14 protein-coding genes and 2 pseudogenes are annotated in these 14,877 nt (G+C 66.1%); 14 read left to right on the top strand and 2 right to left on the bottom strand.

Annotated features, from left to right (window positions below):
- The first annotated feature begins 77 nt into the window (after window positions 1–77).
- From glf to HMPREF2912_RS06940, 3 genes are all read left to right on the top strand, one after another.
- A complete protein-coding gene (glf, locus tag HMPREF2912_RS06950; protein WP_070624348.1) occupies window positions 78–1,274 on the top strand; it encodes a UDP-galactopyranose mutase in 1,197 nt (398 codons plus the stop codon).
- A gap of 74 nt (window positions 1,275–1,348) precedes the next feature.
- A complete protein-coding gene (locus HMPREF2912_RS06945; RefSeq protein WP_046647607.1) occupies window positions 1,349–1,585 on the top strand; it encodes a hypothetical protein in 237 nt (78 codons plus the stop codon).
- Between the two features lie 50 nt (window positions 1,586–1,635).
- On the top strand, window positions 1,636–2,244 hold the full coding sequence (locus HMPREF2912_RS06940) for a three-helix bundle dimerization domain-containing protein (protein ID WP_046647606.1): 609 nt from the start codon (window positions 1,636–1,638) through the stop codon (window positions 2,242–2,244).
- A 2-nt stretch (window positions 2,245–2,246) separates the two neighbouring features.
- Here HMPREF2912_RS06940 and HMPREF2912_RS06935 read toward each other — a convergent pair.
- Window positions 2,247–2,633: pseudogene (locus tag HMPREF2912_RS06935) on the bottom strand (IS110 family transposase); the annotation flags it as partial.
- Window positions 2,634–3,260: 627 nt separating this feature from the next.
- Between HMPREF2912_RS06935 and HMPREF2912_RS06930 the strand changes: the two are divergent.
- From HMPREF2912_RS06930 to HMPREF2912_RS06890, 9 genes are all read left to right on the top strand, one after another.
- Complete coding sequence (locus tag HMPREF2912_RS06930; RefSeq protein WP_230307979.1) at window positions 3,261–3,764, top strand: ECF transporter S component; 504 nt, start codon at window positions 3,261–3,263, stop codon at window positions 3,762–3,764.
- Window positions 3,765–3,871: 107 nt separating this feature from the next.
- A complete protein-coding gene (locus tag HMPREF2912_RS06925) occupies window positions 3,872–6,118 on the top strand; it encodes an ATP-binding cassette domain-containing protein (protein WP_232770745.1) in 2,247 nt (748 codons plus the stop codon).
- Window positions 6,119–6,284: 166 nt separating this feature from the next.
- Window positions 6,285–6,812 (top strand): hypothetical protein, encoded by a 528-nt coding sequence (locus HMPREF2912_RS13215; protein WP_246816483.1) that lies wholly within the window; start codon window positions 6,285–6,287, stop codon window positions 6,810–6,812.
- Window positions 6,809–7,852, top strand: coding sequence for an ABC transporter ATP-binding protein (locus tag HMPREF2912_RS06915; protein ID WP_070531848.1), 1,044 nt, complete (start codon window positions 6,809–6,811; stop codon window positions 7,850–7,852). The genes HMPREF2912_RS13215 and HMPREF2912_RS06915 overlap by 4 nt, the downstream gene beginning before the upstream one ends.
- A complete protein-coding gene (locus tag HMPREF2912_RS06910; protein WP_070517740.1) occupies window positions 7,849–8,601 on the top strand; it encodes an ABC transporter permease in 753 nt (250 codons plus the stop codon). The genes HMPREF2912_RS06915 and HMPREF2912_RS06910 overlap by 4 nt, the downstream gene beginning before the upstream one ends.
- Window positions 8,598–9,335: an ABC transporter permease gene (locus HMPREF2912_RS06905; protein ID WP_070523826.1), complete on the top strand. Its 738-nt coding sequence runs from the start codon at window positions 8,598–8,600 to the stop codon at window positions 9,333–9,335. Before HMPREF2912_RS06910 ends, HMPREF2912_RS06905 begins: the two co-directional genes overlap by 4 nt.
- A gap of 73 nt (window positions 9,336–9,408) precedes the next feature.
- Entirely contained in the window at window positions 9,409–10,092 is a 684-nt protein-coding gene (locus HMPREF2912_RS06900) for a class I SAM-dependent methyltransferase (RefSeq protein WP_070624347.1), read from the top strand.
- Complete coding sequence (locus HMPREF2912_RS06895; protein ID WP_070624346.1) at window positions 10,089–11,867, top strand: ABC transporter ATP-binding protein; 1,779 nt, start codon at window positions 10,089–10,091, stop codon at window positions 11,865–11,867. Before HMPREF2912_RS06900 ends, HMPREF2912_RS06895 begins: the two co-directional genes overlap by 4 nt.
- Window positions 11,864–13,597: an ABC transporter ATP-binding protein gene (locus HMPREF2912_RS06890; RefSeq protein ID WP_070517736.1), complete on the top strand. Its 1,734-nt coding sequence runs from the start codon at window positions 11,864–11,866 to the stop codon at window positions 13,595–13,597. Before HMPREF2912_RS06895 ends, HMPREF2912_RS06890 begins: the two co-directional genes overlap by 4 nt.
- 17 nt (window positions 13,598–13,614) lie before the next feature.
- Here the strand turns inward: HMPREF2912_RS06890 and HMPREF2912_RS13005 are convergent, their stop codons facing one another.
- Window positions 13,615–13,782, bottom strand: coding sequence for a hypothetical protein (locus tag HMPREF2912_RS13005; protein ID WP_154736589.1), 168 nt, complete (start codon window positions 13,780–13,782; stop codon window positions 13,615–13,617).
- 12 nt (window positions 13,783–13,794) lie between these two features.
- Here HMPREF2912_RS13005 and HMPREF2912_RS12865 point away from each other — a divergent pair, with 12 nt between their 5' ends.
- Together HMPREF2912_RS12865 and HMPREF2912_RS06880 are read left to right on the top strand one after the other, a co-directional pair.
- Window positions 13,795–14,169 (top strand): hypothetical protein, encoded by a 375-nt coding sequence (locus HMPREF2912_RS12865; protein WP_141746424.1) that lies wholly within the window; start codon window positions 13,795–13,797, stop codon window positions 14,167–14,169.
- A 541-nt stretch (window positions 14,170–14,710) separates the two neighbouring features.
- Window positions 14,711–14,869 (top strand): annotated as a pseudogene (locus HMPREF2912_RS06880) (protein tyrosine phosphatase); the annotation flags it as partial.
- Window positions 14,870–14,877 lie beyond the last annotated feature (8 nt).

Below are 14,877 nucleotides of genomic sequence, written 5' to 3'. Positions count from 1 at the left end.
GAAGGTGTGACACGCGAGTTTCCTCGCTTGGGTGTCACCCGCCGTTTTGCACGTGTTGCTGCCTTAAGCTGGTGGCCATGACTGCATATGACCTCATCGTTGTTGGATCTGGATTCTTCGGCCTGACCGTGGCCGAGCGCGCAGCCTCCCAGCTGGGCAAGAAGGTGCTCATCGTCGAGCGCCGCGAGCACCTGGGCGGCAACGCCTACTCGGAGGCCGAGCCGGAGACCGGCATCGAGGTCCACAAGTACGGCGCGCACCTCTTCCACACCTCGAACAAGCGCGTGTGGGAGTACTGCAACCAGTTCACCGACTTCACCGACTACCAGCACCGCGTCTTCGCCATGCACGACGGCACGGCCTACCAGTTCCCCATGGGCCTGGGCCTGATTAACCAGTTCTTCGGCCGCTATTACTCCCCGGATGAGGCGCGTGAGCTCATCAAGGAGCAGGCCGGCGAGTTCGCCGTAGATGAGGCGCAGAACCTGGAGGAGAAGGCCATCGCGCTCATTGGCCGCCCGCTCTACGAGGCTTTCATCCGTGATTACACGGCCAAGCAGTGGCAGACCGACCCGAAGGAGCTGCCGGCCGGCAACATCACGCGCCTGCCGGTGCGCTATACCTTCAACAACCGCTACTTCAACGACACCTACGAGGGCCTGCCCGTCGACGGCTACGCGGCCTGGCTGGAGAAGATGGCGGAGCACGAGCTTATCGACGTCCGTCTGGGCACCGACTGGTTCGACGTGCGCGAGGAGGTGCGGGGGGCGTCGCCAAGCGCGCCGGTGGTCTACACCGGCCCACTGGATCGCTACTTCGACTTCGCCGAGGGTGAGCTGGGCTGGCGCACGCTGGACTTCGACCTGGAGGTGCTGGAGACCGGTGACTTCCAGGGCACCCCGGTGATGAACTACAACGATGCGGACGTGGACTACACCCGCATCCACGAGTTCCGCCACTTCCACCCGGAGCGCGCCGATAAGTACCCCAAGGACAAGACGGTGATTATGAAGGAGTACTCGCGCTTTGCCGAGAAGGGCGATGAGCCGTACTACCCGATCAACACCCCGGAGGACCGCTCCAAGCTGGAGGCCTACCGCAGGCTCGCCGCCGCTGAGGCCCGCGAGAACCAGGTTCTTTTTGGTGGCCGCCTGGGCACCTACCAGTACCTGGATATGCATATGGCCATCGCGTCCGCGCTGAGCATGTTCGATAACAAGCTGGCCCCGTTCTGGAATGAGGGCAAGGCCCTGGAACAGGAGCGCGGCCACTAAGCCGCGTGCGGCCTGTACGGGTTAGTCCCCGTGGCGCGCTATGCTGAGACACCTCGATGGAAGGAGGTGACGGCATGGCCCAGCGCAAGAAGAAGCGTGCAGACCGCAGCATGTGGAAGATGTCCCCGGAGCGGCTCGAGGAACACCTCAAGCTGCGCAGTCGCGCAACGCGCATTCCCGATAAGAAGAAGGAACAATCCAGGAAGGCCTGCCGGAACACCCGGCAGGCCTTTGGCCTTTCTTTGGGAGGTTTCGCCAGCGCACGGGGCCGGGACGCCGCACATAAAACTTGTCGGACGCTCAACGATTGATTAAAGTTAACAGCAGGTTAACAATAGGCGAACAGAAAGTGAGTTTAGAGATGACTTCCCCGAATGCCCGCCGTTTCGATACGTTGCGCCAAGACTTGCACGCAGATTATGGCCACGAGTACACCGCGCAGGAGATTGATTCCTTCCTCGACGCCACCATTGAGCGCCACGAGGCCGGCGCAACCTTAGAAGAGTTCATCCCCGTGATGGTGGAGCGCGAGGTCCGCGAGCACTTCGGCACCCACCGCATCCACGTGCGTTTCGCCGCAGGAGCTGACCACGCGCTGGCGCAGGCTGCCGTAGCGCTGACGAAGAAGTACGCCGGCGAGGCCCTGCTTGTCGACGCCGCCGTAGCCCACCCCGAAAACGACCCCGACTCCCACATGGCCCACGTGCTCCAAGAGCGCGGCATGGCGGAGCACCCGGACCGCTACCTCGAGGACCTGCGTCTGGTGACCATCCCGGATTACATCGTGTACTTGGGCCGCGAGATCCCGCGCGACGAGGCCGGCAAGGACATCAAGATTTGGGACATCGCCACCGCCGAGACCGTGGAGGAGACCCGCGAGCTGGCCGATGACCTCGGCGCCCGCGTGCTCTACATGCTCAACCGCCTGGGAATCGAGCCCATCTCGGAGGATGCCGCTGTCACGGCCTAAATCAGCTGGATAAAGACTTCCTCAACGCGGTCGACACTGCGCAGGGAATCTGGAAGGTTAAGACCGGCATGGGCGATGACGTAGGCGTCGCGTACATCGGTCTTGGAGTTGCCGACGTGGATGCGAGAGAGCTGCCGCATCGCAAGCCCTGGTAGATGGCGAACATCTGCCCCCATGTCTTGGGCGACTGCGACGGTCAACCGGCCGATGTTGTTGGGAATAACAAGGACCGAGGCGTTGTCGGCGAGGAATTGGCCGAAGAGCTTGCGTAGCGAGCCTTCATGCTGATTGATGCGTTTGGACAGGACTTGCCTGCCTTGGGGATCGAGGACGCAGGCGTGGTGGAAGTATTTGCCGACGTCTACGCCAATGACGAAGTCATAGGCCATGGGTGTATGCCTCCTAGCGATGAATGAGAAGTTGGACTATTTAAGCTTCATCGCTGGGGTTGTCGGACATGCTTGCGCTGGCATCCACATTACTGTGAGACCTCATACCACCTGGGCTGGGTCGGGTTCCTATTAGCAGTTTGAGGATGTCACTGTCTTCGGCGGCATCACCCCCGGATCATTTTCAGACAGGGGCGGGAACAAGCCATACCGAAGCCAGCGACTAGTTCCACTGTCCTTTCAGACGGAGGGACCGGAAATAAACATAACCAGCCCAATCGGGTGGACAGGCTATGAATCTTCGGTGCCCTGAGGTGGAACTGCTAACAACGTAATGGGGGGAAGCGGGGGCAAAGTCAATAATTCGAGTCTGGCATAAGTTGATAAGGATTGCCTAACCTAATACTGTTTCAAGTTATGTTCCGATCGGGAATCGGCAACGGAAGCGAGGCGGCGACGATGAACAGAAAACGTGGATCGACCAGAGAACCCCTCTCCGGAGGGGGAGTCGGGGACGCGGGCCCGGACGGGACGGGCGACGGCGACGCGGTGGCGTCGCAGACGGACGACGGGCGGTTGGTACACGTCGCACCGGTCGCAGCGGGTGGCCGACCATCCACCCGCGATATGCTCGTCGCCGCCGCGATCGGCGTCGCGGGGTCTCTCGTCGTCGTGCCCCTGACCTACCTGCAGGTGTTCGCCGGCATCGCCCACGTTTATCTCGTCGCGGCGACGCTCGGGTTGTGGTTCCTGCAGTGCGTCGTTCCCCTCATCGTCGTCCGCAAGCCTGGCGCGAGCCTCATTGCGTGCCTTGCCATGGGCGTCGTGTCCGCGGCGACCACCCCGTTCGGCGTCGCCGCGATCGGGGCGCTGATCATGGAAGGATTGCTCATCGAGCTTCCATTCATGGTCACCCTGTACCGGCGGTGGACGCGTACCCAGTTCGTGGCGTCGGCGATGTTGTTCTCCGCGCTGATGGGAACGATGGCCCCGCGCGCAGTTGGCGTCGACTCGCCGACCACGCCCATGACCCTGATCAGCTTCGCCGTAGCCTTGGCCTCGAGCTTGGTGTTTTTGGTCCTGGGCTTTGCCGTCGCAAAGGGGCTTCGCAGCCGCGGGGTCACCCGGTGACCGGCGGAGCACCCGCGTGCGCCGGTGCGACACGCGGGACGGCCCCGGCCCGGTTACGGGTTAGGGGCGCGGGCGTGCGGCACGCCGATGGGCGATGGGCACCCGACATGGTGGATCTCTCCTTCGATTTCGGCACGATCAACGCCATCACGGGACCCGTGGGATGCGGAAAGACAAGCCTGGCCCACCTCATCGCTGGACTGATTCCCTCGCACATCCCCATCGACCATGCCGGATTCGTGCACATCGTCGATGCCGACGGCACCGAACGCCCCGTGGACGGGGACCGGGTCACCTTCGTCGGGCAAGACCCGGCGACGCAGGTGCTCACGCTCCGAGTCGTCGATGACGTGGCCATGGCCCTCGAGTTTTCCCTCGTGGAAGCCGGTATCGTCGCCAAGCGATCAGCCGAGGCTCTATCGGAGCTCGGGCTGTCAGAGCTCGCGGAGAAGGATCCGTGGGCTTTGTCGGGCGGGCAACGCCAGCGGATGGCCATCGCTGGTGCGGTGGCCAGGGCGCCGGAGGTCATGATCTTCGACGAGCCCGCCGCCCACGTCGACGAGGACGGTCGGCGGGCGCTGTTCGCCGCCATCCGTGATTTGCGGGCCCCGGGGCGCGTCATCCTGCTCATCGAGCACGACCTCCGTCCGTTCGACGGGTGGGTCGACACGGTGACAATCCTCGATGCGGACGGGAGCGTCGCCGCGCACGGAGCGCCGGAGGGTATCGCGGTGAAGGGCATTGCGACGTCGGCCGCGACCGCCGGAGCGCCGGACGCCAGTACGCCGGGCACGGGGGCACCGGACCGTCTCAGTCCGGACCGGCGGCGAAGGCCCCGGGGAGCCGGGGATGGCGCCGATCCGGAATCGGAGGCGGACGCCGTTCCACTGCTGGCCTTGACCGGAGCCCATGTGGCCCGGGGCAGGGAGCGGATCCTGAACGGGGCCGATCTGACACTGGAACGGGGCGAGATTCATGCCCTAGTCGGTGCCAACGGAGTCGGTAAGTCCACCTTGCTGGCGGTGCTGTCGGGCCAGATGAAGGCGGGAGCGGACCTCCGGATTGACGGCGCGTCCGCCCGGCGCGTCCCCGACGCCTTCGCGTCGTTGGCGTTCCAGAACCCCGAGCACCAGTTCACCCGCGCGACCGTCGCCGCGGAAATCGACTCCGCGCTGGCCGGCACGGACCCGCACGGACCACTCGGCGCCGATGAGCTGTGGAAACTGCGGGAAGCCTTGTGCCCCCGGGCACTTGACCCCGTCTCGCCGTTCGTCCTGTCGGGCGGACAGAAAAGACGGTTGGGCATCTTCCTGGCGGTGGCGGCCAATCGCCGTTTGCTGCTTCTCGACGAGCCGTTGGCGCATCTGGATTCGCCGAGCTCGCGCATCGTACTGGATGCCCTAGCGGAATACGCAGGGGCCGGCGGAACCGTTGTGTTCACGTGCCACGACCGCCGTGCTGCGCGAACGTGGGCGGATCGGGCGAGCATCGTCGCCGAAGGGAAGGTCGCCTGGTCCGGTCCCGCAGCCGACGTGCCGGCTTCCCCGGAGTCGTCCCGGCGGGATCGCGCACTGCCCGCGGCCGGCGCACGGACGTCCTTGGACGAAAGCCCCTGGACCAGTGGATCCGCCGCTCGAAGGCGCGCGGGGTTGAACGCCATCACGATTGTCGCGGCGGTGATGCTCGTCCTCGTCGCCGGGCTGCTCTCCGGCGGAGACGCCGTTCTCGCTCTGACGGGGGTCGCGTTCCTCGCACTCGCTGCGATCGCGGAACGCGACGTTCGGGCGACGGCGGGGAAGGTCCTCCTCGTCCTGTTGATCGGGGTGTTCTTCGGCCTGCTCGGGTGGCGCTCCGAGTTCTACGGCAGTGGGGATCCGGCGGAGGCTGTCCGCCACGGCATCCATCACGGACTGCTACTGACGGCCGTGTTTGCGGGGACGGTCCTGGTCTCCGCGTGTATGCGCGTCGAGGAGCTTTTCGACGCCATGGTGCAACGCCTCCGGGTGCCCTACACATGGTGCACCATAGCGATTTCCGGGGTGAGCATCGCGGCGTTCCTGCGCAGCGAAATCCCCCAGCTGACATGGGCGATTAGATTGCGCTCGATGCGACCGGGGCAGTCTTTCCGCTCCGGCTTCATTCGCGCGACGACGCCCGCGCGCATCGCCTTTCCCCTGTTCGTCAGCGCCGTGCGCTGCGCCGAAAAGCTGTCCCTGACCCTGGTGATGCGCAACTTCGGCCGCCATCCGCGACGTACCTTCCGCACCGATCACCCCTGGCGAGTGCGTGACGGTTTCGCGGCTGCAGCGTCCGCCGCGGCCTTCGTTGCCGCCCTGGTGTCCGCAGTGACTTGACGGGCACCCGGAACCGGCGGGCCCCGAGCCCGCGAGCGTTTCCGAGCCTGTACGGAGACGCGCCCCACCCAGTTGCTTCAACCCTTCAGACACATCCTCCGGGTCGCGCCATGCGGGCCCGGTCCGCCCGGCACCGGCATGGCGCCGGCAACCGAAAGAGGTACCAGTGAACACGATCCGGACCATCAGCGACGTGCTTCGGGACAAGGCCGATGAGACGAAGAAGGGGATCACCTTCGTCGAGAATCGGCGGGACGTCCTCGTCCCGTACGGCCGGGTCCATGCGGAGGCGGTGGCGGCTGCGACTCGGTTGGCTGAAGCCGGCATCGGCCCCGGCGATCGCGTGATCTTCCAAGTTTCGGAGAACCGCGGGCTCATCCGGGCGTTCTGGGGCTGCGTCTACGCCGGCGCGGGCGATGCGGGGCCGGCGGCCGAGACAACCGTCGTCCGGGCAACTGGCCCGGGTTCCTACAAAATGACCGCGGCCATTGCCGCCGCCACCGTTGCGTCGGTCGCGGGGAAGCCGGTCGCGCCGGGGTGCCGGGATCTCGTCAGCCACCCCCGGCTCCTCGAACCGGTCCTCGCCTTCGCCCGCGATGCGGGCATCCATATCGAAACGCCGCATGACAACCCGACCACGGGGCCACTGCCGGCAGCGGCCCACTGCGACACCAAAGAAAAGGAGAAACGATGACGGATCAAGCTGAACGGGGTGCGGCGATCGTCGTCCGCGACCTCACGAAGAGCTACCCGATTGCGGGCAAAGCCGGCACCGCGCCCGAAGGCGGGGCAGGTGCTCCGCCGGACGGCGGGCGCAAGGGAAAGCGCGGCGCCCGGATGCGCAAGCATGTGCTCGACGGCGTGAGTTTCACCGTGCCCGCCGGGTCGATCGTGTCGTTCCTCGGCCACAACGGCGCAGGCAAGACCACCCTCATCCGAATCCTGTCGACGCTCATCACCGCAGACTCCGGCGAGGTGAGCATCTTCTCGCGCGATGTGAAAGAGGATCCGGCGGGCGTGCGCGCCGACATTGCCACCACCGGCCAATTCGCGGCGATCGACGAGAACCTCACCGGCCGGGAGAACCTGGAGTTCTTCGGGCGGCTGCGCGGACTCGACCGCGCCGACGCGGCCGCCCGCGCGACGGAACTGCTCGCGCAATTCTCGCTCGCAGACAGTGCTTCGACGTTGGCGTCGGCCTATTCGGGTGGCATGCGGCGCCGTCTCGACATCGCCGCGTCGCTGTGCGTCGTGCCCAGGCTGCTGTTCCTCGACGAACCCACGACGGGGCTGGACCCGGTCAGCCGCGAAGAGCTGTGGGGCTTCATCCGGCAACTGCGGGACGACGGAATGACCCTGGTGCTGACCACCCAGTACCTGGAAGAGGCGGAGGCGCTGGCAGACCACGTCCATCTGCTCAAGGACCGCCGCATCGTCGCCAGCGGAACGCCGGAGGAATTGCGCCGCGACTTCGGGTCGCACGTGCTCCGCGTGTCCTTTGCCACCACCGCCGAGGCGGAGGCGTTCGCCCGCTGCCTCGGACGAACGTGCCTGGACGGCGTCCGCGTCGCGGGGAAGTCGGTGTCCCTCGACGTCGACCCCGGACCGCAGGTCCTCGAGGCGGTGGCGCAGGCGATGGAGGCCTCGGAAGCGTTGCCGGATTCGCTGAGCGTGTCGCCACCCACCCTCAACGAGGTATTCATATCGATGAACGCAGGGGGTGCGGCGCGATGAGTGCGACGTCGGTCGCGGCGTTCCTCCGTCGGGATCTGCTGCTGTTGCGACGCAACACCGCGTCGCTGATCTCCATGTTCGTCGTTCCTCCCCTCTTCCTGCTGTGCCTGTACGCGGTGTTTGGGTACTCGGCAGGGCAATCCGGCTTCGGGTACCTGCGTTTCGTGCTCGGCGGCTGCCTGTTCCAGGCGGCGATGTTCACCGCCGCGGCGTCGGCGATGGCGGTGGGACAGGACGTCGAATCCGGGCTCGTTGACCGCGTGCGCGTGCTGCCCGGGGCCACAGGCGGCTATGTCGCCGGCAGGCTCGCCACCGATGTGCTGCGGATGTCCGCGTCGATCGCGGCGCTGCTGGTCGTCGCGTGGTCCTGCGGCCTCGACATGGCTCTCGGTGACGTCGCGTGGACAGTCCTGTGGTCACTGCTCGCCGCCGCGGTCCTGTCCCTGGTCACGGACGGGGTGATCCTGATGGTGCCCGCCCCGGTGTCGACAGCCTCATCGATCCAGGCGCTGGAAATGCTGCTGCTCATGTTCTCCACCGCGTTCATTCCGGCGACCGCTTTGGACGGCTCCCTGCGCGACGTCGTACGTCACATGCCGTTTTCGCCGATCATCGAGGTGATCAGGGCGGCGTCCCCGGATGCCTTCCCGGATAGTGCCGGGGAAGAGGCAGCCCTGTGGCTCGGTGTCGCGGCGGTCGCCGGAATCGTCTTGTTCATCCGCCGGTTCACCTCGAGGAGCGAATCATGATCGGCCCCATCTTCGTGCATCTGCGGCGCATTGCCCACATTTGGCTGCGGCGCCCCGACTTCTGGTTCATGACGTTCATTGCTCCGCTCGTGTACCTGTTCATCGTCAACCGCATGTTCGGTAGCCTGGTCAGGCAGCTCACCGGAGAGTTCGAACTCCCGAACGCGGTCATCCTGGTCGTGACGACGTGGGCGTTCATCTTGGCCATCACGGGATCGTCCACTGTGTTCGTTGAACGCAGCAATGGCCTCCACGAGCGGTTGATCACCATGCCGGCGCCGTACGCGGCCGTGCCGGTCGCACGGATCATCGCTGAGTTCATCCGGATCATGGCGATGTCGGTCGTCGTCGCGGCGGTGGCCGCCTTGCTTTCCGACAGCCCCCCTGAGGCGTCCTGGTGGTGGAGGATCGCGGTGACCGGCGCGATGGTTGCCGCGGCGGCCGCATGCACCGGCACGTACATCGCGTTCTCCATCACCAGCCCCCAGGGCTCCGTGGCCCTCATCCCGTTAATCATCGTTGCGATGTTCGTCAACACGGTGCTCATGCCCGCCGACCACTTCCGTCCCCTCCTGCGCGGAATCGCCGGGCACACCCCCGTATCCGCGGCCGGCGAGGCCGTCAACGGCACCGGGGCTGCGGGTCTGGTGGTCTGCGCGGCCTGGTTCTTTGGTATCGCCGTGCTCGCGGCGTGGGGCATCGCCGTGAAAACGAGGCCGGGGGAGTCTGCATGACGGCCCGCGAATCCGAGCATCTAACCCGAAACCGCCGCGTGGACGCGGCCCACACACCCGGAGACAGAACCAGATGAAGTCGATCGCCCAGATCGTCCAGAACAACCGCAGGCTCCTCGCGGCCTACGAGGACAAGGTCGAGCCGAGGTTCCTAAGCCGCTATGCGCGCGAACCGATGGACGCCGCCGCCGTGTACCGGAAGCTCCGTGCGCTGGATCCCGGGCCGGATGCGCCGGCCCGGGTCCTCGACCTCGGTTGTGGAACCGGGTGGCTCGCCCGCACGCTCGCCGCTGAGTCTCGCTATCGCAGGGCGAACATCGTCGGCTACGACCTGTCGCCCAATGCGATCCGCATCGCCCGCGAACGCGCCGCCGCCGACGGGCTCGGGGCCCGGACGGAATTCCACGTTGCCGACATCCTCACGCCGCTCGCGGGAGAGCCCGGCGGGGCCTGTGAAATCTGGGTGTGTGGCGCGCTCCACCAAATGAAGGATGCGGGAGCCGCGCTCGGCAGGGTCTCCGGGTTGCTCGCCGACGGCGGCATCGCTTACGTGCAGACGTTCGTCGAGGATCCCGACGTGAACGAGCGGGTCGACATGGCCGTCATGGCGAAGATGGGCCACCGGGTGTTCCGGGGCAGCGAGCTCGAGGACCTCGCCGAAGCCAACGGGCTGAAGCTGGACGGAGCCTCACGCGCCGGCATGGTGTATTTCTGCACTCTCGCGAAGAAAAGCGCGATCGGGGAGGCGGGGAAGTGAGCGCCGTGGACGGGACCGTCGGCCCGTGGTCGCTGCTCGCCCCGATCCGGACCCGGATGCGTGCGGTGGTCGCGTTGTCCGTCCTGTCGTCGGTGGCTACCGTCGCTTCGCTGGTCGGCATCATCGACATCGCGATGACGTACCCGGAGGCCCCGGTGCATCGGACGTGGTTGGCCGTGGTTGTCATCGTCGTCGCCGCGACGGTGCGAATGGCTGCGGACGGCGCCGCCGGCATGCTCTCGCACCGGGCGGATAACGACCTGCAGCTCCACCTCCGGCGCCGGTTGGTTGCCCATATCCGGAAGCTGCCGCTGGGTTGGCTGGACGCCCGGCGCTCGTCGGGGATCATCGGGTCGGTTGAGAAGGACGTCGCGGCCGTCCACCAGCTCATGGGCCACACCGTCGGCGAGACCGTGGTGGCGGTGCTGGTTCCCCTGCTTTCCCTCATCGCGCTCGTCGCGGTCGATTGGCGGATCGCGGCGGTGGCGGTCGTCCCAGTGCTGGTCACCTTCGCCCTGATGGGCATGATGATTTCGCGCGGAGCCGATCTTCAGCGCGACTACGAGCGAGCCTCTGAAAAAGTGACGGCTGCGGTCATCGAGTTGGTGCGCGGCATCCCTGTGATGAAGTCCTTCGGACGCGCCAACCAGGGCGCGGGCCGCTACGATGCTGCGGCGTCGTCGTTCGTCCGCGCGTGGTCCGCCTGGTCCCGGCAGTCGAACATCTATCTCGGGCTCATCGACGTGGTGACGTCCCCGATCACGGTCCTCGCAGTGGTGTGCGGCGCCGGCCTCGCTTTGAGGGACACCGCGGGCGGCAAACCCGAGGGTCTCGTCGCCGGGCTGGTTCTCGGCCTTGGACTCTCCGCGGCGATCGTGCGGGTGGCCATGAACTCCGAACCCATCATCGCGGGGCTCGCCGCTCTGAAGTCCATTGCGAAGGTGCTGAGCACGCCGCCGATCGCCGAGCCCGCCGATCCGGTGCCCGCGCGCGGGGGCGCGCTCGAGGTTCGGAACCTGGTCTTCTCCTACGGGGATGGGCCGCGGGTCCTCGACGGGATGTCCGCGACGTTCGAACCGGGGACCCTCACGGCGCTGGTGGGGTCCTCCGGTTCCGGAAAGTCCACCGTCGCCCGGCTGTTGGCACGTTTCCACGACCCTGTCGAAGGCTCGGTGCTGCTGGGCGGCGACGATCTTCGCGACATCGCCGTGCGCGACGTGCACCGTTCGGTGTCGGTGGTGTTCCAGGATCCGCAGTTGCTCACGCTGCCCTTGCGGGAGAACATCCGGCTGGCCAGGAGAGACGCCACCGACGGCGAAATCATGGCGGCCGCGAAGCTCGCGAACCTCGATACGGTCATCGCGGCGCTGCCGAAGGGCCTGGATTCGGTGGTCAACGTCGACGTGACCTTTTCCGGTGGTGAGGCGCAGCGCGTGGCCATCGCGAGGTCGATTGTCACGGACGCGCCGGTGCTCATCTTCGACGAGGCAACCGCTTACGCGGATCCGGCTTCCGAGGCCCTCATTCAGTCCGCAATCGAGCGTTTGGCTCGTTCGCGGACGGTGATCGTGATTGCGCACAGATTGAGCACGATCCGCAACGCCGACCGCATCCTCGTTCTCGATGGGGGAGCGGTCGCGGAGGCGGGCACCCACGACGAGTTGCTTGCGCGCGGTGGCCGCTACCGGGATCTGTGGCGCGCGTTCGCGCTCGACGACGAACCATCCGCCCCGCGGGGCACTGAAGCAGACGATGAAAAGGCAGGGAACCGATGATCCGGGACTTGTGGTCGATGACGGATCGGCGCTCGAAGATGACGCTGGCGTGGCTCATTGCGTTGGCCGCGCTTGCCGCGCTGGCACAGGGTGCGGCGTTCGTCGCGCTGCTGCCGCTGCTGTCGGCTCTGGCCGTGGGAGATGATGCGACGGCGTGGCGTTTCACCGGCGTCATCGCCGGCCTCGCGGCCGCCCATGCGGTGCTGTCCCTCGCCGCGGGGACGGTCGGCAGGGCGAATTCCGCAGCGGTGCTGTCGTCCCTGCTGCGTTCCCTGGGCGAACGCGTGCTGACGTTGCCACTCGGGTACGTCACCAAGTCCACGGCCGGCCGCTTTTCGGAGATGGCGTCTTCGGGCATGGCGTTCGCGGCGTCCGTGCCGCACGTGATCCTGAGGCCCGTCATCGCTGCTGTGGTTGCGCCGACCGTCATCGCTCTCGGAATTCTGGCGGTGGATTGGCGCGTCGGGTTGGTTCTCGTCGCGTCGGCGCCGGTGCTCTTCTTCGCCTACCGGGCCATTGGCCGGGTTGGCGGGGAGTCGGACGAAGCGCATGCTGACGCCGTAGCTGCCGTCTCCGGCAGGCTGATCGAGTTCACCCGCGGCCAGCAGGTGATTCGCGCCGCGGGCGACGGTTCGGCGGCGGACGCGATGGTGGATGAGGCGATCCAGGCCCAACACGATGCGTTCGCGAAGGCGACGTCGACGCAAGGCGCGGCCATCGGACGGTTGGGCTCGGTCGTCCATGCGGTGTTCACGGCGGCGGTGGTCGTCGCCGTGGCGGTCGCCGCGACGGGCGGGATGTCACCGGCGCATTTGGCGCCGATGCTCATTGTGGTCGTCCAGTTCACCGGACCGATCACCACGGCGGGAGCGTTGTCCGGCGGTTTCGGCGCGGGCCGCAACACGTTGGCTGCGCTGCGTGACCTGCGGGCGATCCCCGCCCTTCCCGAGCCTGCCGCACCGGAGCTGCCCGACGGGCATGACGTGGAGTTCCGCGGCGTGAGCTTCGGGTACGGGGATAAGAAGGTTCTCGACGGCGTCAGCTTCCGTGCACCTCAGGGAGCACTGGTTGCCGTAGTGGGACCGTCGGGGGCGGGCAAGACGACGGTCATGCGGCTGCTGTCGCGTTTTCATGATCCGGACTCGGGGGAGATCCTCATTGGCGGGGTGCCCTTGCCTCGGATCGGCACCGACGGCGTAAACTCGCTGGTGACCCCGGTGTTCCAGGAGACGTTCCTCTTCGACGCGTCCGTGCGGGACAACGTGGTCTTCGCCGACCCCGGATTCGGTTCCAAGCCCGGCGACGGAGACCGCTTGCGCGAGGCCGCCCGGCGATCCGGGGTGGACCGCATCGTGGAGCTGCTGCCTTCCGGGTGGGATAACCCGGTGGGGGAGGAGGGGACGCTGCTGTCGGGAGGCGAGCGGCAGCGCGTCGCCATCGCCCGGGCGCTTCTGAAGGATTCCCCGGTGGTGCTTTTCGACGAGCCAACGTCCTCGCTGGATGCGGCCACTGAGCAGGCGATTGTCGGCACGATGGAAGCGTTGCGCGGCGATCACACCGTGATCGTCGTCGCCCATCGCCTGCACACCGTCCGCGATGCCGACCTCATCGTCGTGCTTTCGGAGGACGGGACGGTCGCAGAACGGGGCACGCACGATGAATTGCTGGCGAAGGGCGGCCGCTACGCCGAGTCGTGGACGTGCCGGACGGGAGGCTCCCCGGGCGCCTGATCCTCGTCCGTCGAGGACTATCGCTCCGGTCCGGTACCGGTGCAGTGGTCCCGCCACGCCGTCCCGGTCAGCGGGTCCTCGACGATGCCCTGGGCGACAGGGGCGTAATTGAAGCCGTAGTGCTCGGTGCGGTGGGCGGGGCACACGTCTTGGACGGTGATGTTGGTGACGCCGGGTTCCCGCACGAAGGAGTTTTAGTGGGGGAGCACGGCATTGTCGTGCCGCGTGCCCAGGAAGGTGTACCGCACGCTCGGTCGAGTGATGTCGCCGATGGTCAGCTCATTCAGCAGCATGGAACCGGAGATCTGCTGTTCCCAGGCAAGCGCGTTCGTTTTGCCGGCGTTTCGGGAGTATCCGTGGCGCATCTCGGGGTGGACGTCAAAGCGATCGGCTGCGCTGTGCTCCCGGGGCCCGTGGTTCGAGGCACCGGTACCGATGAGCTGTTCGACGACCCGGTCCCGGGAATGAGGATGACGGGCAATTCACCGTCCCGGGGTGGCACCGGAAGTCGTTGGCGCCGGGGGCACCAGACTGGGCTTGGCCATGGACAGGGCCCGGGCGGCCGCGGGTGAGGTTTGCCGGCGGCCGGGCCACCGGTCGGGAAACCGCCGTCCGACAGCGACGAGGGGATTCTCGTCACCTCGTCGGGGCGTGTTCCTATATAGGTTGTGAACTCCACGGGTGGGCTTGGGGCCTGACCCCCGGAGAGTAGACACGTCGGGGGTCAGGCCCATCCTTGGTTCCTCATTGGGGCATGTGATGGCGGGGATTTCTCTGAAGGTTTCGTTTTCCCTTGCTGGCGTTCTTTTTGCAGCATTTCTTGTTTGTACCGGCGTTTATCTCACTTGGGGAGCAGTTGGGAAGAGGTCCGCTAAAGTCGACTCTTTGAGCTGACTGAAATAGGAAGAAAGACACACTGATCATGTGTTGCTATGAGGAGTATCCTTCTTATTGCACAGAGTTAATAGTTGTCAGTTAGCGAAAAATTAGTCAGTATTGTTCTCTACTTTCTCAATCTCCCTCCGATTCGACACTCTCTTGAGCCTCTGACAATTGCGGCCACGAGTTCGTGACCATCGAGGTCGATTTCCTTTTGGCGCCGCAATCATAGGCGACGAAGTCGGCAAGGACATCAAGATTTGGGATATCGCTACGGCAGAAACCGTAGAGGAGACCCGCGAGCTGGCTGACGACCTCGGCGCCCGCGTGCTTTACATGCTCAACCGTCTGGGCATCGAACCCATCTCGGAGGATGCACCCCTCTCGGCTTAGCTTTCAGC

Origin of the sequence: Corynebacterium sp. HMSC056E09, from assembly GCF_001813425.1 — a bacterium.
In the GTDB taxonomy this organism is placed as follows: Bacteria; Actinomycetota; Actinomycetes; order Mycobacteriales; family Mycobacteriaceae; genus Corynebacterium; species Corynebacterium hesseae.
This window is presented reverse-complemented; position numbering and strand designations above follow the sequence as displayed.

Excerpts from the sequence above, each read along its gene's own strand:
- HMPREF2912_RS06915 (WP_070531848.1), top strand. The coding sequence starts at position 6,809 with ATGACGGATCAAGCTGAACGGGGTGCGGCGATCGTCGTCCGCGACCTC.
- HMPREF2912_RS06900 (WP_070624347.1), top strand. The coding sequence starts at position 9,409 with ATGAAGTCGATCGCCCAGATCGTCCAGAACAACCGCAGGCTCCTCGCG.
- HMPREF2912_RS06940 (WP_046647606.1), top strand. The coding sequence starts at position 1,636 with ATGACTTCCCCGAATGCCCGCCGTTTCGATACGTTGCGCCAAGACTTG.
- HMPREF2912_RS06910 (WP_070517740.1), top strand. The coding sequence starts at position 7,849 with ATGAGTGCGACGTCGGTCGCGGCGTTCCTCCGTCGGGATCTGCTGCTG.
- glf (WP_070624348.1), top strand. The coding sequence starts at position 78 with ATGACTGCATATGACCTCATCGTTGTTGGATCTGGATTCTTCGGCCTG.
- HMPREF2912_RS06930 (WP_230307979.1), top strand. The coding sequence starts at position 3,261 with ATGCTCGTCGCCGCCGCGATCGGCGTCGCGGGGTCTCTCGTCGTCGTG.
- HMPREF2912_RS06890 (WP_070517736.1), top strand. The coding sequence starts at position 11,864 with ATGATCCGGGACTTGTGGTCGATGACGGATCGGCGCTCGAAGATGACG.
- HMPREF2912_RS06905 (WP_070523826.1), top strand. The coding sequence starts at position 8,598 with ATGATCGGCCCCATCTTCGTGCATCTGCGGCGCATTGCCCACATTTGG.
- HMPREF2912_RS06945 (WP_046647607.1), top strand. The coding sequence starts at position 1,349 with ATGGCCCAGCGCAAGAAGAAGCGTGCAGACCGCAGCATGTGGAAGATG.
- HMPREF2912_RS06925 (WP_232770745.1), top strand. The coding sequence starts at position 3,872 with ATGGTGGATCTCTCCTTCGATTTCGGCACGATCAACGCCATCACGGGA.